19 protein-coding genes are annotated in these 20,227 nt (G+C 32.2%); 12 read left to right on the forward strand and 7 right to left on the reverse strand.

Annotated elements, in window-relative coordinates; translation table 11 throughout:
- Positions 1-54: 54 nt before the first annotated feature.
- Together ACFS3A_RS10060 and ACFS3A_RS10065 are read right to left on the reverse strand one after the other, a co-directional pair.
- Positions 55-3,153 (reverse strand): efflux RND transporter permease subunit, encoded by a 3,099-nt coding sequence (locus ACFS3A_RS10060; protein ID WP_379825263.1) that lies wholly within the window; start codon positions 3,151-3,153, stop codon positions 55-57.
- 88 nt (positions 3,154-3,241) lie between these two features.
- The gene (locus ACFS3A_RS10065; RefSeq protein WP_379825264.1) at positions 3,242-4,300 is read right to left on the reverse strand and encodes an efflux RND transporter periplasmic adaptor subunit; all 1,059 of its coding nucleotides are present in this window, start codon (positions 4,298-4,300) and stop codon (positions 3,242-3,244) included.
- A gap of 489 nt (positions 4,301-4,789) precedes the next feature.
- On the opposite strand from ACFS3A_RS10065, the gene ACFS3A_RS10070 reads away from it, so the two are divergent.
- From ACFS3A_RS10070 to ACFS3A_RS10085, 4 genes are all read left to right on the forward strand, one after another.
- Positions 4,790-5,389 carry a TlpA family protein disulfide reductase gene (locus ACFS3A_RS10070; protein WP_379825265.1) on the forward strand — a complete coding sequence of 200 codons (600 nt, stop codon included), beginning with the start codon at positions 4,790-4,792 and terminating at the stop codon, positions 5,387-5,389.
- Positions 5,390-5,421: 32 nt separating this feature from the next.
- A complete protein-coding gene (locus tag ACFS3A_RS10075; protein WP_379825266.1) occupies positions 5,422-6,276 on the forward strand; it encodes a hypothetical protein in 855 nt (284 codons plus the stop codon).
- Positions 6,277-6,324: 48 nt separating this feature from the next.
- On the forward strand, positions 6,325-6,669 hold the full coding sequence (locus tag ACFS3A_RS10080; protein WP_379825268.1) for a hypothetical protein: 345 nt from the start codon (positions 6,325-6,327) through the stop codon (positions 6,667-6,669).
- Positions 6,670-6,733: 64 nt separating this feature from the next.
- Positions 6,734-7,333, forward strand: a complete 600-nt coding sequence (locus tag ACFS3A_RS10085; protein ID WP_379825269.1) for a PAS domain-containing protein — start codon at positions 6,734-6,736, stop codon at positions 7,331-7,333.
- A gap of 217 nt (positions 7,334-7,550) precedes the next feature.
- On the opposite strand, the gene recG is transcribed toward ACFS3A_RS10085, so the two are convergent.
- Complete coding sequence (recG, locus tag ACFS3A_RS10090; protein ID WP_379825271.1) at positions 7,551-9,659, reverse strand: ATP-dependent DNA helicase RecG; 2,109 nt, start codon at positions 9,657-9,659, stop codon at positions 7,551-7,553.
- A 273-nt stretch (positions 9,660-9,932) separates the two neighbouring features.
- On the opposite strand from recG, the gene ACFS3A_RS10095 reads away from it, so the two are divergent.
- From ACFS3A_RS10095 to ACFS3A_RS10110, 4 genes are all read left to right on the forward strand, one after another.
- Complete coding sequence (locus tag ACFS3A_RS10095) at positions 9,933-10,346, forward strand: hypothetical protein (RefSeq protein ID WP_379825273.1); 414 nt, start codon at positions 9,933-9,935, stop codon at positions 10,344-10,346.
- A gap of 131 nt (positions 10,347-10,477) precedes the next feature.
- Positions 10,478-12,244 (forward strand): hypothetical protein, encoded by a 1,767-nt coding sequence (locus tag ACFS3A_RS10100; RefSeq protein ID WP_379825275.1) that lies wholly within the window; start codon positions 10,478-10,480, stop codon positions 12,242-12,244.
- 41 nt (positions 12,245-12,285) lie between these two features.
- On the forward strand, positions 12,286-12,825 hold the full coding sequence (locus tag ACFS3A_RS10105) for a DUF1697 domain-containing protein (RefSeq protein WP_379825277.1): 540 nt from the start codon (positions 12,286-12,288) through the stop codon (positions 12,823-12,825).
- Entirely contained in the window at positions 12,825-13,226 is a 402-nt protein-coding gene (locus ACFS3A_RS10110) for a DUF4348 domain-containing protein (RefSeq protein WP_379825278.1), read from the forward strand. Before ACFS3A_RS10105 ends, ACFS3A_RS10110 begins: the two co-directional genes overlap by 1 nt.
- A 1-nt stretch (position 13,227) precedes the next feature.
- Here ACFS3A_RS10110 and ACFS3A_RS10115 read toward each other — a convergent pair whose 3' ends face one another.
- From ACFS3A_RS10115 to ACFS3A_RS10125, 3 genes are read right to left on the reverse strand one after another with little or no spacing between them, the layout of a single operon-like run.
- Entirely contained in the window at positions 13,228-13,731 is a 504-nt protein-coding gene (locus ACFS3A_RS10115; RefSeq protein WP_379825279.1) for a hypothetical protein, read from the reverse strand.
- 1 nt (position 13,732) lies between these two features.
- The gene (locus ACFS3A_RS10120; protein ID WP_379825281.1) at positions 13,733-14,107 is read right to left on the reverse strand and encodes a hypothetical protein; all 375 of its coding nucleotides are present in this window, start codon (positions 14,105-14,107) and stop codon (positions 13,733-13,735) included.
- Entirely contained in the window at positions 14,107-14,850 is a 744-nt protein-coding gene (locus ACFS3A_RS10125) for a Dph6-related ATP pyrophosphatase (protein ID WP_379825283.1), read from the reverse strand. Before ACFS3A_RS10125 ends, ACFS3A_RS10120 begins: the two co-directional genes overlap by 1 nt.
- Before the next feature lie 94 nt (positions 14,851-14,944).
- Between ACFS3A_RS10125 and ACFS3A_RS10130 the strand changes: the two genes are divergently transcribed.
- The 3 genes from ACFS3A_RS10130 (at position 14,945) to ACFS3A_RS10140 (ending at position 18,750) form a co-directional block, all read left to right on the forward strand.
- Positions 14,945-17,005 (forward strand): M1 family metallopeptidase, encoded by a 2,061-nt coding sequence (locus tag ACFS3A_RS10130; RefSeq protein WP_379825284.1) that lies wholly within the window; start codon positions 14,945-14,947, stop codon positions 17,003-17,005.
- A gap of 108 nt (positions 17,006-17,113) precedes the next feature.
- Positions 17,114-18,022 carry a patatin-like phospholipase family protein gene (locus ACFS3A_RS10135; RefSeq protein WP_379825285.1) on the forward strand — a complete coding sequence of 303 codons (909 nt, stop codon included), beginning with the start codon at positions 17,114-17,116 and terminating at the stop codon, positions 18,020-18,022.
- A gap of 119 nt (positions 18,023-18,141) precedes the next feature.
- Positions 18,142-18,750: a hypothetical protein gene (locus ACFS3A_RS10140; RefSeq protein ID WP_379825286.1), complete on the forward strand. Its 609-nt coding sequence runs from the start codon at positions 18,142-18,144 to the stop codon at positions 18,748-18,750.
- A 52-nt stretch (positions 18,751-18,802) separates the two neighbouring features.
- On the opposite strand, the gene ACFS3A_RS10145 is transcribed toward ACFS3A_RS10140, so the two are convergent.
- Positions 18,803-19,327 carry a DUF7935 family protein gene (locus ACFS3A_RS10145; RefSeq protein ID WP_379825288.1) on the reverse strand — a complete coding sequence of 175 codons (525 nt, stop codon included), beginning with the start codon at positions 19,325-19,327 and terminating at the stop codon, positions 18,803-18,805.
- Between the two features lie 122 nt (positions 19,328-19,449).
- Between ACFS3A_RS10145 and ACFS3A_RS10150 the strand changes: the two genes are divergently transcribed.
- Positions 19,450-20,217, forward strand: a complete 768-nt coding sequence (locus tag ACFS3A_RS10150; RefSeq protein WP_379825289.1) for a sulfite exporter TauE/SafE family protein — start codon at positions 19,450-19,452, stop codon at positions 20,215-20,217.
- The last annotated feature ends 10 nt before the right edge of the window (positions 20,218-20,227 follow it).

Here is a 20,227-nt window from a genome sequence, read left to right on the forward strand (position 1 = left end):
CTTTTACCGGACAATCACGAATTTTAATACGTAAAATTCGTGATTTCCAGGTTTCTATTTTATACTTTCTCTTTCGTATTCTTCAATACGGTCAAACTCAGGATAGTGTTTTCTTGCTTTGGACCACATTAAATAAATTGCAGGAATTACAAAAAGCGTTAAAGCTAACGAAAAGATTGTTCCTCCCACAATTACAACCCCCATACCAATTCTACTGGTTGATGCAGCTCCAAGTGACATTGCAATTGGAAGTGCTCCCAATGCAATGGCTAAACTGGTCATCAAAATTGGACGTAAACGTGCTTCTGAAGCTTCTAAAATAGCTTCTAATTTCGGTTTTCCCTGTTCACGTAACTGATTGGCAAATTCAACAATCAAAATACCATTTTTAGTTACAAGACCAATCAACATTACAGTTCCAATCTGACTGAAGATATTCCAGGTTTGATTGAATAACCATAATGAGAATAAAGCTCCTGCAACGGCCATTGGAACAGTAAGAATAATAATAAAAGGATCTATGAAACTTTCAAACTGTGCTGCAAGAATTAAGAATATTAATAACAAAGCCAATCCGAAAGCGAAAGAAGTATTGGAACTACTTTCTACGAAATCTCGCGATTCTCCGGCTAAATCGGTTGTAAAACTTTCGTCCAGCACTTTAGCTTTAATTCGGTCCATTTCTTTAATTCCGTCTCCCATACTTTTCCCCGGTGCCAAACCAGCCGCAACTGTTGCTGACATGTAACGGTTGTTATGATACAATTGTGGTGGATTACTTTGCTCGTAAACTTTCACCACATTATCCATCTGAATCAATTCTCCATTTTTGTTTTTTACAAACATAGAAGTTAAATCCAAAGGTTTAGATCTGTCTTTCTGGTCAAATTGTCCAATTACCTGATATTGTTTCCCATTTTTAATGAAATAACCAAAACGCTGTCCACTTAACGAAAGTTGTAAAGTTTGAGCAATATCTAAAATAGAAATTCCTAAACTTTCTGCTTTGGCACGGTCAATTGTTACGTTGACCTCCGGTTTATTGAATTTTAAATTGACATCGGTAGTAGAAAAAACGTCACTTTTAGTTACTTCATTCATAAAAAGCGGAATTTTTTCTCTTAACTTATCAAAGTTTGGAGCCTGAATAATGTACTGAATCGGCAAACCTCCGCGTCTGTTTACAGCAATAGTAGGCTGCTGAATTACAGATATTTTAGCATCAGGATATTTTTTTGTCCATTTATTTAATTTATCGGCAATGTCTTTTTGAGATCTGTCTCTTTCTTCAGGTTCTGTGAGTGAAAGTCTAACGAAACCTGAGTTAGTTGCAGAACCTCCGGAACCTCCGGCGGTAATAACTAAGCTTACTTTTTTTTCTGGAATAGAATCATCAACCAATTGTGATATTTCCTGCATGAAGCGGTAGGTATAATCGTAGGAAGAACCTTCTGGTGTAGTCATACGCATTGTTACAGAGCTTCTGTCGTCATAAGGAGCAGTTTCTTTCGGAAGGATCGTAAAAAATAAATAAATGATTCCAAAACAAGCAATTAGAATAGGAAAGCTTATCCATTTTTTTGCCATAAATTTTGACAAAGCTTCAGCATAACTGCTATTCATTTTTTCAAAGAAAGGTTCCGTTTTAATGTAGAATTTCGATTTCTTTTGTTCTCCGCCCTTCATCAAATAGGCATTCAGCATAGGTGTTAATGTCAATGAAACAAAGGCCGAAATTAATACCGCTGCTCCAATGACGACTCCAAATTCCCTAAACAATCTTCCGACAAATCCTTCTAAGAAAATCACAGGTAAAAATACCGCTGCAAGAGTAACTGAAATCGAAATTACGGCATAAAAAATTTCGTTAGAACCTTTAATTGCAGCTTCAATAGGCGACATTCCCTCTTCTACTTTTTTGAAAATATTTTCAGTCACCACGATTCCGTCATCTACTACCAAACCTGTTGCAAGAACAATAGCTAAAAGTGTCAATACATTAATTGAAAATCCGAAAAGCCACATAATGAAAAATGTTGCAATTAATGATACAGGAATATCAATTAAAGGTCTGAAAGCAATGGCCCAGTCCCTAAAAAACAAATAAATAATAATAATTACCAGTATGATTGAAATTCCTAAAGTTTCGGCAACTTCTAAAACAGATTTTTTAACAAATCGTGTATTATCAAGGGCAATGTTAAGTTTGATATCCTTTGGTAAATCTTTTTTTAAAGCGTCGAATTTTTTGTAAAATTCTGTTGAAATATCTAAGTAATTAGCTCCAGGCATTGGCACAATTGCCATACCAATCATTGGAAGCCCAGAAGACATTAAGGAAGTCTCTATGTTTTCTGGCCCTAATTCGGCACCTCCAATATCACTTAAACGAACAATTTTATCACCATCTGTACGAATGATAATATTGTTGAATTCTTCTGGCTTAGAGAGATTTCCAACTGTTTTTACGGTAAGTTCGGTATTGTTTCCGGTTAATTTTCCTGAAGGCAATTCAACGTTCTGAGCATTCAATGCCGTGCGAACTTCTGCAACCGTACAGCCGTAAGCTGCTAATTTTGCAGGATCGATCCATAAGCGCATTGCATAACGTTTCTGTCCCCAAATTTGCACGGCACTTACGCCAGGAATGGTCTCTAATCGCTGTGAAATGACATTTTCAGTATAATCGCTAAGTTCTAAAGAACTTCTGCTGTCACTCTGAACGGTCATAGAAATAATAGATTCACTGTCTGCATCTGCTTTAGAAACTACAGGTGGAGCATCAATATCTTGCGGTAAACTTCTAATTGCTTGCGAAACTTTGTCACGAACATCATTTGCCGCTTCTTCTAAGTCTTTGTCAAGATTAAACTCAATAGTAATGTTACTGCTTCCCTGGTTACTGGAAGAAGTTATATTTCGAATTCCATCAATAGCATTTACGGCTTTTTCAAGAGGTTCGGTAATTTGTGATTCAATAATATCTGAATTCGCACCCGTATAATTGGTACGAATGGAAACCTGAGCGGGATCGATAGAAGGGAACTCTCTAACCCCTAAAAAAGTATAACCAATGAAACCGAATAATATGATTAATAAATTCAGTACAATGGTTAAAACAGGTCTCTTTATACTTGTAGTTGATAAACTCATGTTTGATTTTTAGATTTTAGAGTTCAGATTTTAGATTTAATGAGATTTTAAAACTCATAACCTATGACCTGTAACTCATAACTCGTAATTATTTTACTTTAACTTTAATTGGTGCTTCGTTTTTCAAAGACATCACACCACTTGTAATTAAAGTATCTCCTGCTTTTAATCCGGATAAAATTAAGATAGAAGAATCAGTTCTAGTCGTTGCATCAACCATAACTTCTTTGGCCTGTCCGTTATTAGCGATAAATACTTTTTTACCATCCTGAATAGGAATGATAGCCTGAGAAGGTACTACGATGGCATCTTTAATAATATTTAAAGGTAATTTAATATCAGCAAAAGTTCCAGGGAAAAGTTTACCGTCAGTATTATCTGCAATGGCACGAATTTGAAGTGTACGGGTTGCAACTGCAACTTCAGGCTCGATTGCATAAATTTTAGCATTGTATGTTTTGTTTGAACCAGAAACTATAAAATCGATTATTGATCCGGATTGTACTTGTGAGGCATATTTTTCCGGAATAGAAAAAGTAATTTTTAATTTACTTGTGTTAACTAATTTTGCTACTAAAACGGTTGGTGTGATATAAGTTCCAGGGGAAATATTACGTAATCCAATTTTTCCTGAGAAAGGAGCTCTTACAGATGTTTTAAAAATTTGAGCTTTGATTAATTGAGTTTGCGCCTGAGCAGAAGCGTGATCTGCTCTGGCAACATCGGCTTCTTCCTGACTTATAGCTTCTTTCTGAAGTAAAAGTTTAGCTCTTCTTTCATTTTCTGCTGCAAGACCTTCTTTGGTTACGGCTTGTCTTAACTGTGCTTTTAACTCAATGTCATTTACTTTAAAAAGGACCTGACCTTTGGTGACATTAGAACCTTCATTAAAAAATATTCCTTCTACAATTCCGGAAACCTCACTATGAATTTCGACTTGCTCATTGGCTTCAATTGAGCCTGAAAGTGATAAATTATTGCCAAAAGTGGCTGTTTTTATTACAATTCCGTTAACAGTTGTTGGAGAATTTTTATCATTAAATTTTTTAGAGTCGTCGTTTTTACTCTTGTTTGATATAATTCTGTAGGTAATAAAACCTCCAATTGTTATAATTAAAAGGGTGTAAATGAGGTGTTTTACTTTCATAAAATTGAGGTGAATATAGTATTTAAGGTTTCTGTTTTTAGTAAGCTTACAAATTTAACTTTTTGACATGAAATCAGAAGGTGTTAGCTTTTATTTAACATTTGTATGTACAAAGGTTTGCAATTAGACTTGAAAGAGTTCAAAAGGTTTAATAAATAATTAATTTTTTTTTAATGTGAAGTAAAATCAAATTTTATGATTTCCGGGAGTTTAAGAAGAATTTTACAAATTTGAAATTATGAAGATTTAACTTGAAAAATTAATTTATGTATTTTGTCTGATTTTTTTTGCACTTTATCGATTTTATTTGTAACATTGGTATGTTAAACAAAATTTCTTTTTTTATCGAAAATACTAGAGTGAAATAAAGTTGTTTTTGTTAAAAATTGGATTTAGAAGTTGTTTTTTGAGTTTTTTACAGAATATAGTTGATAATTGTATTAACAAGTGTTTATTTTTTTGTTGTTAAACTAATATAAAAAATGATTTATGAAGAAAAAATTACTTCTAACATTGTGGTTTTCATTATTGCTTATTTTAATTAGTTATTTATTCTGGCAAAACGAGTTTAAATATAGTCTTCCAACACCTGTACCAGAAAACTACAAGTCAATAGCAATGGGCTCTAAAATACAGCTAGGAGCATGTTGTCCGTTTGATCAAAAACCAATTTTTATTCACTTTTTTAATCCTGATTGCCCTTGTTCGAGATTCAATGTACCACATGTGAGGGAGTTAATTAAAACGTATGGAGATAAGATTAACTTTAAAATTGTGGTGTTAAACAAAAAGAAAAATTTTACAATCGCTGAAATTCAGGAAAAATTTGATGCTAAAATCCCTGTATATTTTGAAAGTTCAATTGCTGAAAAATGTGGTGTTTTTTCTACTCCACAGGCAGTTTTGTTAGATCCTTCTCATAATTTATATTATCGTGGTAATTATAATAAAACCAGATATTGCACAGATGCAAAGACAAACTATGCTCAAATGGCAATTGACTCTCTGCTAAGTAAAAATCAAAGCCCTTCTTTTAATGCTTTTGCTCTGAAAGCATACGGATGTTCGTTACCAAATTGTACTCAATAAATCTATTACCAAAAATCCAAAAACTAAAACCTATGAAAACAAAAGCTAGCTTAAATGAACAAGATTATCTGCACAGTTTTATGTCTACAATGACGCAAAAGTCGGATAGTATTATTAATTATGTGCTTGCCGTGTACTTTCTTCTCGGTATAGGACTATCTTTTAAATATGACACTTTCGAAATCGGTGTTGGAGTAGGTACACTCAATCTTTTAGCATATTATTCAGCCAAATTTTTCCTGAAGAATTCTAAATTTTACCAGTACGTTCTTTCTGTTGTTCTGGCTATTTTTATGGCACAGTATATTTATCAGATGCATGGTATGTTCGAAATGCATTTTACGGTATTTATTGCCAGTACTATATTGATTGTATATCAAAACTGGAAATTACAGATTCCCTTAACTCTTTTAGTGATTCTGCATCATGCCGGACTGGCGTATCTGCAGAATTATATTTATAATGATGCAAACGGACTTCAGGTTTATTTTTCCCAAGTAAACTTTGATTTAGAAACTCTCATTATTCATACTGTTTTGGCAGCAGTTGTATTTTTTATGAATGGTTATTGGGCTTATTATTTTAAAGAACACAGCGAAAATCATATTTCAAAAATTTCTGACGAATACGAGTTGGAAAATATGAAACTGGCATCGGCAAAATACAGTTCTATGTCAGCTACAAAAGACTATAATGATTTTATTCACAGAACAACTTTAGACCTAAAATTGCCGGTAAATTCGGTTCTGAAACTTATTGATGTATCAAAAGGGCATACAGATAATGATAAATTACTGACCTATCTGGAAATGATGAGAGAAAGTGCTAAAAAGATTGATGACTTAGTCAATGATATTCACGTAAAATCAACTAACAGCAGAAACTAGTTTCTTTTAATTAAACTACCCCCAAATATTAATTTTTATAACTGTTGTATGTTTAAGTATGATTTACCAACTGCCGTTCCAACACTGCATAATCTAAAAAAAACTATTGATCATTTTTTAAGTGACACAATAACATTAAATTCAATTGATAAAATTGGTGCCGAGTCAGAATTTGAAGCTGAAGTTGCCGAAATTCTTAAAGGCTTCAGAGATAATTCTCAGGTTCATAATCTCGATTTTCAGTATAAAAAGTTAATTCAGATTACAAATGATATTCACAATCTTAATCTGGCAGTAAATAATGAAATTCCGGAATGGCTTGAGTATGAATTAGGAATTGTTTTTCATAAAATCAGAAATATTCTGCTTGTTTTTGAAATTGAATTAAATTAAAAATTGTTTAAGGATGCATTTTAAATGCTTATTTGAATTGTAAATTAATTTAAATGTAAAATTTATGGATACCAGAATTAATCGTCCAACGCCTTCAGACAGAGAAGTAGATTGGAATAAGAATAAAGTGCTGCTGAGTAAAACTGACAAAAAAGGAACCATTTTATATGCCAATGAAGACTTTATAGATGTTTCTGGTTATGATGAATTTGAGCTTGTAGGCCAGCCACATAACATTGTTAGGCATCCTGATATGCCCAAAGTCATTTTTAAGTTCTTATGGGACAGCATTAAATCGAGTGAAAATATTCATGTAATCATAAAAAATATGGCCAAAACCGGCCGTTATTACTGGGTTGTTACCGATTTTAAAATTATTGCAGATACCGATGGTGAAATTGTAGGCTTTTTTGGAACCAGAAAATCAGTTCCGAATGAAATTATAGTCAAATTTATTGAGCCTTTGTACAAAAAATTGCTTCAGATTGAAGAAACCAGTGGCATTCATGCTTCTGAAGAATATCTGGTTGGTTTCTTAGAAGAAAGAAAAAAAACGTACATGGAGTATGTAGATCACTTAATTTCGACTGGAAAAGATGATAAAAACAAAATAAGTAAAGGCCTGTTCAGCGGATTATTTGACAAAAGTTCTCCAAAAAAATAACTATTCTAATCACGCTTCATTGTATTAATTCAAATATTCAATAATAAATTTGCCCCCAACAAATCTAAATCACCTGAATATTAAAAACTTATTTTAAGTGAAAATACAGTGAAGTGTGTTTTTTTAGGTTCAAAGTGACAAAGCGACAAAGATCCAAAGTTTTATAAATACTGAAGCTAAACACTTTGTACCTTTGTCACTCTGTATCTTTGCATCTTTATGAAATATAATTCCAAATATTTTTCTTCTTCGTCAATTCAATAAAAATGGCTCTTAAAATGGCATTTTCCGGTTTTTGAAGAGCAGAATCTTCTTTTAAGATTTTCATGGCATAATTTCTGGCCAGTGATAAAATTTCTCTATCTTTTACAATGTCCGCAATTTGAAGGTTTAGTACGCCGCTTTGCTGTGTTCCCATCAAGTCGCCGGGACCGCGAAGTTTTAAGTCAACTTCGGCAATTTCAAAACCATCATTAGTTTGAACCATCGTTTCCATTCTTGTTTTACTGTCAGAACTTAGTTTATGTCCGGTCATTAAGATACAATAACTTTGTTCGGCACCACGACCAACACGTCCGCGTAACTGGTGTAACTGCGAAAGACCAAATCGTTCAGCACTTTCGATGATCATTACACTGGCATTTGGAACATTTACACCAACCTCAATTACTGTTGTAGCCACCATAATGTTTGTTTTTCCTTCAGAAAAGCGTTTCATTTCTGCATCTTTATCAGCAGGCTTCATTTTTCCGTGCAATATAGAAATCGAATATTGAGGAAGTGGGAAATCACGCGAAATACTTTCGTAACCGTCCATTAAATCTTTATAATCCATTTTTTCAGATTCCTGAATTAAGGGATAAACGATATAAATTTGTCTGCCTTTTGCAATTTCGTCACGGAGAAATTTCCAGACTTTTAATCGATTGGAATCAAAACGATGTACAGTCTGAATTGGTTTTCTTCCCGGAGGCAATTCATCAATTACAGAAATATCTAAATCGCCATACAAACTCATCGCTAATGTTCTGGGAATAGGCGTTGCTGTCATGACTAAAACGTGAGGCGGAATCTCATTTTTCTTCCATAATTTAGAACGCTGTTCTACACCAAACCGATGCTGTTCATCAATTACAGCCAAACCTAAATTTTGGAATTTTACTTTGTCTTCAAGTAAAGCATGAGTTCCAATTAGAATTTTTAAAGTGCCATTTTCCAGCTCTTCGTGAATAATTTTTCTTTCAGAAGTTTTGGTTGAACCCGTTAATATTCGGATATTGATATTAAGTGTATTGGCGAATTCAGACAAACCAAGAAAATGCTGGTTTGCTAAAATCTCAGTAGGTGCCATCAAACAAGCCTGAAAGCCGTTATCCATAGCCAAAAGCATGCTCATAAAAGCCACAATCGTTTTTCCGGAACCTACATCACCCTGAAGCAGACGATTCATTTGAGCGTTGCTTCCCATATCGGTTCTAATTTCTTTGATTACTCTTTTTTGAGCATTTGTTAAATCAAAAGGAAGATGATTTTGATAAAATGCATTAAAAAGCTCACCTACTTTTGTAAACGGATGCCCTTTTATTTTATGTTTTCGAATGAGGTTTTTGGTGATTAACTGTAGCTGAATAAAGAACAATTCTTCAAATTTCAATCGGAATTGTGCTTTCGCTAAAATATCGGCACTTTTTGGAAAATGAATATTAAATAAAGCTGCCCTTTTCGGAATCAGCTTTAATTCTTCAATTAAAAAAGGAGGGAAAGTTTCTGTAAAAAGCGCCTGTGTTTCCAGAAAAAGTTGTTCCATCATTTTATTAATGGTTCGATTTGAAATGCCTTTGTTTGTTAAAGCTTCGGTTGATGGATAAACCGGTTGCATCGCAGAGCGCAGGCTTCTTTCATGTTCAGTCAGTAACTCGATTTCCGGATGTGCCATGCTGAATTGGCTTCCATACAATGAACATTTCCCAAAAATAACCAATGATTCGTTTAATTTTAAACTTTCTCTAATCCATTTGTGACCTTGAAACCAGTTGAGATCAATCTGTCCCGTTTCATCAACAAAACTTGCTACTAAACGTTTTTTGTTTTTAGCAAATTCCACCGTTTTAATATTAATTATCTTTCCAATAATCTGTACCTCAGAACCAGTATTCTGCAATTCATTAATCTTATAATAACGCGTTCTGTCAATATATCGATTGGGATAAAAATTGACTAAATCCCCATATTTATGAATACCCAATTCTTTACGAAGAAGCTGACCACGACTGGGACCAACACCTTTTAAGTATTCGATTGGAGTATCTAGAAGATTATTAGACATTAAACTATTTTAGATTTTTGATTTAGAATAAAGGGTACAGAGAAAAGAACATAGAAAATAGATTTTAAACTCTATACTCTTTATTCTATTTTATATGTTCTTTTCTCTATTTTCTTTAAAAAAGCGAAGATAGATTTTAATTAGGAATTTTGAAAATCAATTATAGTACTTAAGATTTTGAATGTTAAGTTATCGTTATCATGAAAAAATTAACGCAACCATTTTAAGGAAGTAAAATCTTAATAATAATTAATAATCATAAAACCTTAAAAAATGAAAAAAATTGGACTTTTAATCGTATTGTTTATTTCTTTAACTTCTTGTTCTAACGATTCAGATGGTGTTAGCTCTCCTAATTCAGTTTATTACGGAAAATGGATTGAGGTTCCAAATCCTGCTGCTAATAGTATTGCTGGTATGGAAGTTTATTATGAATTTAATAAAAATCAAACTTTCGTTAAAACGGTGCCGTATAGTGAAGGCAATAAATCTCTTTCGGGTAAATATGAGATCGTAAAAAATGATGCTGGAACTAGTTTTGTTTTAACTTATTCAAGTACTAACGAATTGATATCAAATTGCACAAGTGGTGCTTTAACGGAAACTTTTAAAATCAACCAAATGGATTATTTGGTTGATCAGGCATCATCATGTGGGAGATATGGAGTATTTAAGAAAGCAGAATAAATTTCTACTATTAAAAACTTGTAAAACTTCGTTAGAAAACTAACGGAGTTTTTTATTTAACGTCAGTATTGTTTTAATAAAAAAGATAATTCTTAGATTTGTTAAAGCATTTTAAAAGTATAAGCCCAAATATGAGTAAAGAAGAAAAAGTCCCTTTTGAAACTATAGTGTTTTCAGGTGTTACATTCAAAGTAATCAACAGACACGAAGCACACGAAATTATTGGAGATCTTACCGATTTTAAAGATCAAAAAATCTATAATGTTTTTGAAGATACCTGGCGTTTTCCTAATTATGAAGAAAATCCAATATTTCTTTTAGCAGAAGAAGATGTCGAAATGGATTCGTTTGAAATGGATTTCAGTACAGAAGAGCATTCTGATATTTTTATACTTGGCTTTATTTTTAAAGGAAACCTCAATGTTGCTAAACTAATTAGTTCTTATGACACAGACAATTCTCCTGCATTAATCGTTTTAGGAAAAACTACAACGGTTAATATTAACTTATTTGGTAGTGTTCATTATTTGGGAGGTGGTTTGCAATGTGATACATTAGCCGGAGAATATAATCATGGGGAACTTTTTGTAAAAGGAGATCTTACAGCTTGGTTAGTTTATAGCGATGATATGCTATTTCATTTTGAACGTTTTACAGATGTCCAGGCTATTATTAGTAACAATAGACCTGATATTTTGATTTGCAGTAATGTACAAGATACAGACGGATCTATTATTACTGTTGAGAATTATCTGCCTTCAACCCATAAGTTATCAGATATTGTGGAGGATTCCTTTTTTGAAAATTCAGATTACAATGAAGAAATATTAGGTAATAATTATCTGGAAATCTTTAAAGAAGGTCTTTCGATCTTGGATTACGATAAAAAAGATAAATATATGTACACTGATTTTCGTAGTCAGTTTATTTATATGGTTGAAGTTTTGTCTGAAAATGAAGAACTGAAAGAAAATGGAAAAATAGTAAGACATATCTCGGGAACAACTTATTTGTTTATTCCTTTTGATTATGAAGGAAAGAAATACAGCCAGATTTCAGAAGAAATTTCAAACGGATTCAATATCAGGATGCGTGCTTTATGGTGTCATGAAGATGAAGAAATTATGCTTATTTTAGAGTATCTTGATGAAAACGGGGATCCAAAATACCAATGGATGAATGATGAAAATGCACCAGGAATTGAGCTTTTCTGTGTAAAACATGCTACTATAAAAACTTTTGGAATACTGACAACTGCAGAAGTTGAAGACGATGAAGAGGATGATGAAACAGAATACGCCGAATATGACAGCAGTTTTTCTTTAGAAGATTTTGAAGTTCAATTTGGTGATTATGCTTTACCGGAAGATCTGATAAAATTGTATAAATTTCAACAAGAATATGGCTCAGAAACGTATTCTGAATGTTTTGGATTGCTCATAATAGACAATAAAACCGGAATCAAAACCTGGTCTGAAGAAGAAGAATTTTACAATAGTTTCATCGAATTTGCGGGCGCAAACGGTTCAGGAAGTTCTTATGCTTTCTGGCTTATTGACAATGATTTGAATAATTGCCCAATAGTTGTTTTTGGCGATGAAGGCGGGATTCATGTTGTAGCAGAAAATATTCGAAAATTAATTCATTTACTAACTTTAGATACCGAAATTTCTGTAGATTTTGATTCTTGTTATTTTTACAAAGACGAGGAATATTACGAAGAGAATGAAAATAAAGAAGAGTTTCAAAAATGGGTTAAAACACAATTTAATCTGGATGCTTTAAAATCAAATGAAGAAACAGAAGAAATTTTAAATGAAGCGAAAGTAAAGTACAAAAGAAAACTAAATGAGTTTCTAACCAAGTTTGACATCGAAATAGGAGAGGAAGAGGAATAATCCTAAAAGGATTTTTTATCTTTGACTAAAATTTTAAAAGAATGACAACACATTTAGCTCTTTTACGAGGCATCAACGTTTCTGGTCATAATATGATGAAAATGGATGCTTTGAAAGTAATGCTTGAGAATCTCGGTTTTCAAAATATTCGAACTTATCTACAATCCGGAAATGTATTTGTGGACAGCGAAGAAGATGCAGCTAAAGTTGGATTTATGATCAAACAGGAAATTTTTAAAGTTTTTGGACATGAAGTTCCTGTGGTAATGATTACGAAGGAAAATTTAGAATCTTGTTTTGCTAATAACCCGTTTTTGAAAGAAAAAGATATTGATACTAAGAAATTTTATGTAGCTTTTGTCTCAGCTTCTCTAAAAAAAGATAGTATAAACGATCTTAAAATTAGTCAGTTTAAACCTGATGAAGCCAGTATTGATGAAAACAGGATTTTTATAAAGTATGCTGTAGGCGCCGGAAAAACCCGATTTGATCAAAAATATATCGAGAAAAAATTAAATGTAATTGCAACCATAAGAAATTGGAACACAGTGACTAATTTGCTTAATATGTATTCAGAATAATGAAAAAGTACCTTTTAATATTTTTTGTTTTTACAATGAGTTTGTCTTCTTCGATTTACGCCCAAAAAAACAAAATAGCTTCAGAAGATTTTAATGATTTTTTTAAGAAATTCAATTCAGATTCTAAATTTCAGGTTAGCAGAGTGCTCTTTCCTTTGAAGTATCAGATGAATAACGATGATTTTGAGTTAGCTGATTATACTATATCAAAAGATAAATACAAAGTTCTTAAATTGAATAATAAGGCTGATGAAAAGTATTTAAAGCGTATAATATCTATTAATAAACAGAAAGCCACACTTCAGCAACGCGGTTTAGATAACGGAATTTACATAGATTACATTTTTGAACTGAAAGACAACAAATGGTTTTTAAAAACCTGGATTGATCAATCTACTTAAATTAATCCCGAATCCATTTTTGCATAGCAGGGAAAGGCATTCTATGTTCTTTTTCTGCTCTGTCGTTGCCAAGGCACAATCCCATCCATTCCAATAAAGGTAATCCAATATAATTTCCTGATGTAAAATTTGTAATAAACCATTCAGAACTGCCTTTATATCCATTTGAATGGAATACAAATTCTACAGGAAGCTGTAAATGATGTAATGCAGCATAAGACCATAAAATAGCAGCAATTTCGTCGCCTTGAGTTGGCCAGTCTTTAGAGATTTTAGAAGTACCTACTAGTTTTCTCTCCTCAGGAACTGTAACGGCAAGATGACCGGCTTCATGTAAAAGATCACCAGGATATAATAATTTAGTATAATCAACATAGATGCAGTTTGCGCCTAAATCTAATCCTGGTAAAAAAGTATCTTCAAGTTCTCTTTCAATAACATCAATACCGATTTCTTTTAAAAAGAATATTATTTTTTTTACTTCGTCTTTTTCTTTTAAAGCCATATTAATTTGTTTTTATTTTTTTGATGAAAATAGTGTCCGAATTATGTAAAGCCCCTTTTTTTAGTCCTCCTCCAAAAGGTTGCATAAATTGAATTTGCTGTGATTCATAGCCTTCTTTGTTAATTGGCTCATTAACTATCAAATTTGGGGCTTCAAAGCCTAAAAAAGTCAATTGATGATATCGTTTTTCTTTTAATGAGAAATAACCATTAGACTGACTTACGGTTTCACCAACTTTACAGTTATCAACTGGTTTTTTAGTTTCTGAATCGTAAATATAACCTATAATTTGTGGTCTTTTACATCTACTAACCAAACAACTTTGAAAACTGAAGCCGACAAGGATAAGGAAAATGATTTTATAAAATGTCTTCATTATTTTTTAATTAAATCACAATACCAAAAACCAAAATCAAAAGGACTTTTATCATCAGTATCACAAGCTGTATTTGATAAATCTTGATTTTTGGGTTTTTCATATTTTCGGTAAACAATCTCGGCCATTTCAAAATCTATTGGTTTTGAAAAAATAGGACCATCAAAAGTAAAAGTGTGAAATTCTCCATTTTTGCCGCAGACATCTACGTTTTTGGGTAAATCGTTTATAAAATCCTGATCGATAATTCTTCCAACGAAACTTTTGTCTAAGTATTTCTCGTTTACGCAAACCACAATGGTTTTAAATCCTAACGAAATAAATTCTTGGATCAAATCTCTGGTTTGGGTTTTCCAAATGGGAAAAATTCCTTTAAACCCAATCTTTTCTAATTGTTTTTCTCGGTATAATCGTAAATCTTCTAAAAAAATATCTCCAAAAACAGAATAGTTTATGCCTGCGTTTTTTAATTCTGTTAATGTTTCAAACATTACATTTTCATAAACTTCCATTGTTGGCATTTCTGGAATTTCCATGATTTTTAATGGAATTCCAATGCTTTCTGCCTGAGCTTGTAATAATTCTACACGAACTCCATGCATAGAAATTCGTTGATACTGCTGGTTTACGCTAGTCAGCAAATATTCAACCTTGTAATCGGCATTTTGTAGTATTTTATAAAGAGCCAATGCAGAATCTTTTCCGCTGCTCCAATTAAATAAGGCTTTTTGGGGTGTAGGCACGATTTTGTATTTTATAACGTAAACTTACAAATTTCATTCTATTTGTTTGTGAAAGGTTTGTAACTTTGGGATTTTGGCCTTCAAATTAATCTCCATGAAATACATTTTCCTATTATTTACCGGATTTATTTTTGCACAGCAAGCACAAAACGTTGATTTTAAATCGGTTTCAGGGCAATTGTCTTTGAATTCGAAAGAAAAAACAATTTCTGGTGCTGTAGATTTTCAATTTGAGGTTTTAAAGGATTGTGATACCATTTCGCTTGATGCTAAAAACATGGAATTTTCTAATGTAAAAATCAACGACAAAGAAGTTATCATTCAAAATAATAATAAACAATTAAAATTGATTTCTCATTTTGAGAAAGGACAAAATCGGTTAACTTTCAATTATAAAACAAAACCTAAACAAGCCTTATATTTTGTTGACATTGAAAATGATGAAGTTCAGATCTGGACACAAGGACAAGGAAGATATACCAGCAATTGGTTTCCGAGTTTTGATGATGTGAATGAGAAACTTATTTTCAATTTAGGAATTTCCTTCGATAAAGAATACCAGGTTGTATCTAATGGACTTTTAAAAGAAAAAAAAGAAGAAGGCAACTTAATTCATTGGCAATATAAAATGGAGAGACCAATGAGTTCTTATTTGTTAATGCTTGCAATTGGGAAATTTGATAAAAAAGAATTCAAATCTAAAAGTAAAATACCGTTAGAATACTATTACGAACCGAAAGACTCCAATCGTTTTGAACCGACTTACCGTTATTCAAAGCGTATTTTTGATTTTATGGAGAAAGAAATCGGAGTTAAATATCCATGGCAGATTAACAGACAAATTCCTGTTCGCGACTTTTTATATGCCGGAATGGAAAATACAACGACGACACTTTTTGCAACGCGTTATGTTGTAGATTCAATTGGTTTCTGTGATCGTAATTACACTAATGTTGATGCCCACGAATTGGCACATCATTGGTTTGGCGATTTGATTACAGCTGAAAGTAGTACGCATCACTGGCTTCAGGAAGGATTTGCAACTTATTTTGCTTTATTGGCGGAAAAAGATATTTATGGAGAAGATTATTTTTATTCCAAATTATATGATACAGCACAGCAAATCAAATTTGCTTCCAGAACTGATACAATTCCAGTTTTGAATGCAAAAGCAAGTTCGTTAACATTTTATGAAAAAGGAGCTTGGGCTTTATTTGTTCTGCATGAATCTATTGGAGATAAAGCTTTCAAGAAAGCAATAAAAACTTATCTGAATAAGTATGCCTATAAAACGGTAAATACACAGAATTTCTTCGATGAAATTAGAAAAATATCTGATTTTGATTTAGAGAAGTTTCAAAAGACTTGGCTTGAATCAACAGCTTTTGATACACCAACAGCAAATGCATTACTGAGCAGGAATAAAACAATCGAGAAAAGACTTGAGATAGATAAATTGAAGAAAATGCCTTTAAATGAAAAAGCAGATATTCTAAAAACCGCTTTAGAATCTAATGTTTATCGTTCAGTAAAAGAAGCGGTTGTAGATCAATTAGAAAATGAAAAATACGAAGCAAAGAAAGAACTTCTACTTTTAGCATTAGAAACCAACGGTATTCAGGTTCGACAAAATGTAGCAGAAACTTTAACTAAAATTCCGGAAGACTTCAGAATAAATTATGAAACTTTATTGGATGATAAATCCTATCAAACACAAGAAATAGCGTTGTATTGGCTTTGGAGAAATTTCCCCAATCATAGAAAAGAATATCTGGATAAATCAAAAAAATGGGTTGGTTTTAACGATTATAATCTTCGTACATTGTGGCTTTCACTCGCATTATCAACAACAAATTACACTTCTGATCCTGAGTCTTTAATCAATGAATTAATAGCTTTTTCATCTACTAAATATGAAGCCACAACTAGACAAAATGCTTTAGAAAAGTTGATTGCTTTTAAAATAATTAACGATCAGGTTTTGAGTAATTTAGTCGGAGCAACAACGCATCATATGTGGCAGTTTTCGAAGTTCGGAAGAGACACGATCCGACTTTTATTAAAAAATCCTGAAATGCGTGCTTCATTTAATAGAATTTTGCCTAATTTAAACCCCGATGAACAATTTCAATTAGAGCGTTTGTTGAAAGAGTAGAGCATAGAAAATAGAGTAAAGAAAATAGATATTTGAGAAGTCTATTTTCTATGTTCTAGTATCTATTTTCTTGAATAAAATCCAAAATAAAACCTACAATATATTTTTATGAGAGCATTGGTTATTTCAGGTGGTGGCAGTAAAGGCGCTTTTGCCGGAGGTGTTGCCCAGTATTTAATAGAAGAAAAAAAGCATGAATACGATTTGTTTTTAGGAACTTCAACAGGAAGTTTATTAATTCCGCATTTAGCTCTTGGTCATATTAAAAAAATACATTCTGTTTATACCAATGTTACGATGGCAAGTATCTTTAATATTTGTCCGTTTGTAGTAAAAAATAAAGATGGAGTAGATATTGTTACAATTAATCACTTTAATGTTCTGCGCCAGTTTTTTAAAGGAAAACGAACTTTTGGCGAAAGCAAAGGATTAAGAAAATATATTCAAAATAACTTTTCACTTTCTGATTTCAACAAACTGAAAAAGTTGAAGACAGATGTAATTGTGACAGTAACCAATTTTACCAAAAATGAATCAGAGTATAAATCAGTTAAAGATTGTACTTATGAAGAGTTTTGCGAATGGTCGTGGATTTCGAGCAATTATGTTCCATTCATGAGTTTAGTTGAAAAGAACAATTGCGAGTATGGCGATGGTGGATTTTCCAGTTTGGTTCCTATACGCGAAGCAATCAACAGAGGCGCTACAGAAATTGATGTAATTGTTTTGGAAACAGAAGTAAATACAACAAAAACAGTTATTGGTAAAAATCCATTTTCTTTGATGATTGACTTGTTTCGAATTGCATTGGATCAGGTTGAAAAACACGACATTGCTATAGGAAAACTTATGGCAAGTAATAAAAATGTGAAGCTTAACTTATATTATACTCCAATAAAATTAACCGATAATGCTTTGATTTTTAACAAAGATGTTATGAAAGAATGGTGGGAGCAAGGTTATGAATACGCTCAGAATAAATCGGAAGTTATGAGTGATAATAAGATATTGATTTGAGAAAAGCTACGCTAATTATTTGTTTCTTTTTAAACTTCAGTATATGGAGCCAAAATTTGTGTAGGACTCAAATTCTGGCAAAAGAAGAACTGTATCCTAGGAATGAAATCAATAAGTACTTGAAATACGATTTTTCAAACGTATGGAATAAAACAGATAATAATTTAGTTTACGGAATTATTGGAGACAATTATGAAAGAATACTAATTAAGTTTACTTCAATAAAAAAAAGTAAAGAGAAAACAAATGAATATTTTGTTTCCGGAAAATCGAAAGTTAAATCTAATATTTGCCATTTTAAAGGAAAGATAACAATTGTAGGAATTAACGAATTTAAACAATTAAGTTTCGGTGTTGATGATGAATATAAAGACGCCGGAATAAAAAAGCAGGGATTGTTAACAGCTGTTTACGAGTTTGTTGAAGATGAAAAACAAAAAGGTTCAGGTAAGTTTTCAGGAAAGTTAGAATCGATTTGGTACTTAGATAAGAACAATCTGATACAGTATAATGATATCGAAATTAATTCAGATAAATATTTTAATAACGCGTTTATTGGTGTTTGGAAATCAAATAATTCGGGAAAACAAAAAGTATGCAATTGGGGAGATTACAGAGTTCCAAATGTGAATTGCGATTTTGATATTGGAAGTGGGGAGTTAAGCGTTTCTCAGAAATATCAAAAGAATGGTTGGTGGATAAAACCAAAGTCAGAATGGTGGTTGTGAAAATTAGGCAGGATCTATTAAAAGTTGATTTCAATACATCCTGCCTTGTAATTTAGTACCAAAGCTCTGCAACTTCATTTTTGATAAAGCTTAAAGCAGCATTACTTGGAGATTGCTTTTCTAATAAATCATTCAAAATTACTTCGCGTAATTTATCTGCATTTTCTACTTTATCACTCATGGCCGCTTTACGGATCATTTGGATTGTTGCATTTTTAGCTGTTGTAATGATAGTCCAGCAATCATCTGACATATAAATCTGTTGTGTAAGATTATGTTCAAATTCATGTTCTATTTGTTCAATTACATAATTTTCGTAATCGTGTTTATTTTGCGAAATAGGTGAAACTCTTATTAATAATTTAGTCAAATTAATACGTTCCAAAAATAAAGTCATACGCTCGTAAGCCTGAAGGCGTACCGGAAGTGATTCTTTGTGAGCTTGTTTGTTTAAAAGAAAAGCTCGTTTTCTGTCATTGTTTTTAATATGCAGTTCGAAAAAACGATATGCTACCACTCCTGTAACTAATGCAGGTAAAGTATAACTGGCAAGTTCTATAATTTTATTAAAATCCATTGGTATAATTTTTAAGCAAAAATATACTTTTTGGTTAGAAATCCACTTTAAATTTATGCTAATAAACAAAACGGAAGCTGTACTTTTGCAACTTGTTTTTTACGCACTTGAAATTTTTTTTGATGGATTCATATATAATACTTTTCCTTTGTTTGGCTGCTTTTGCAGCAGGATTTATTGATGCCATTGTTGGTGGGGGTGGATTGATTCAAACACCGATGGGATTAATTCTGTTACCTAATCTTCCAGTTTCGACAGTTATAGGAACTTTAAAAATTCCAGCTTTCAGTGGAACAGCTTTCGCTGCTTTTCAATATTTGAAGAAGGTAGTAATTCAATGGAAATTATTAATCATAATGATGTGTTTGGCGGTTCCGTCTGCTTTTTTAGGATCGACAGTTTTGACGCTTGTCAGTAATGATTTCATGAAACCGCTTTTGCTTGTGGTTTTGTCATTATTGTTTATTTATACATATGCAAAGAAAAATTTCGGACAACATGTGGCCAAAGATCATTCTGAAGTTACACAAATAGTTTATGCCGTTGTGATTAGTATGATTGTTGGTTTTTATGATGGATTCATCGGTCCGGGAACTGGGAGTTTTTTTGTGGTTGCTTTTATAGCGCTATTAGGTTTTGATTTTCTACACGCTTCTGCAAATGCCAAAATGGTCAATTTGGCTACTAATTTTGGTTCCATCTGTCTTTTTATGATTAAAGGGAAAATCATTTGGGCTATTGCAATTCCAATGGCAATAAGCAATGGAATTGGTGGATGGCTTGGCGCTAAACTGGCTATTAATAAAGGAAATGGTTTTATTCGAATTTTCTTCTTAGTTGTTGTAATCGGGACTTTAATTCGATTTGCTTACGATGTGTTTTTAAAATAAAATAAAAAAA

The sequence above is a fragment of the Flavobacterium notoginsengisoli genome, from assembly GCF_042686225.1.
GTDB classification, from domain to species: domain Bacteria; phylum Bacteroidota; class Bacteroidia; order Flavobacteriales; family Flavobacteriaceae; genus Flavobacterium; species Flavobacterium notoginsengisoli.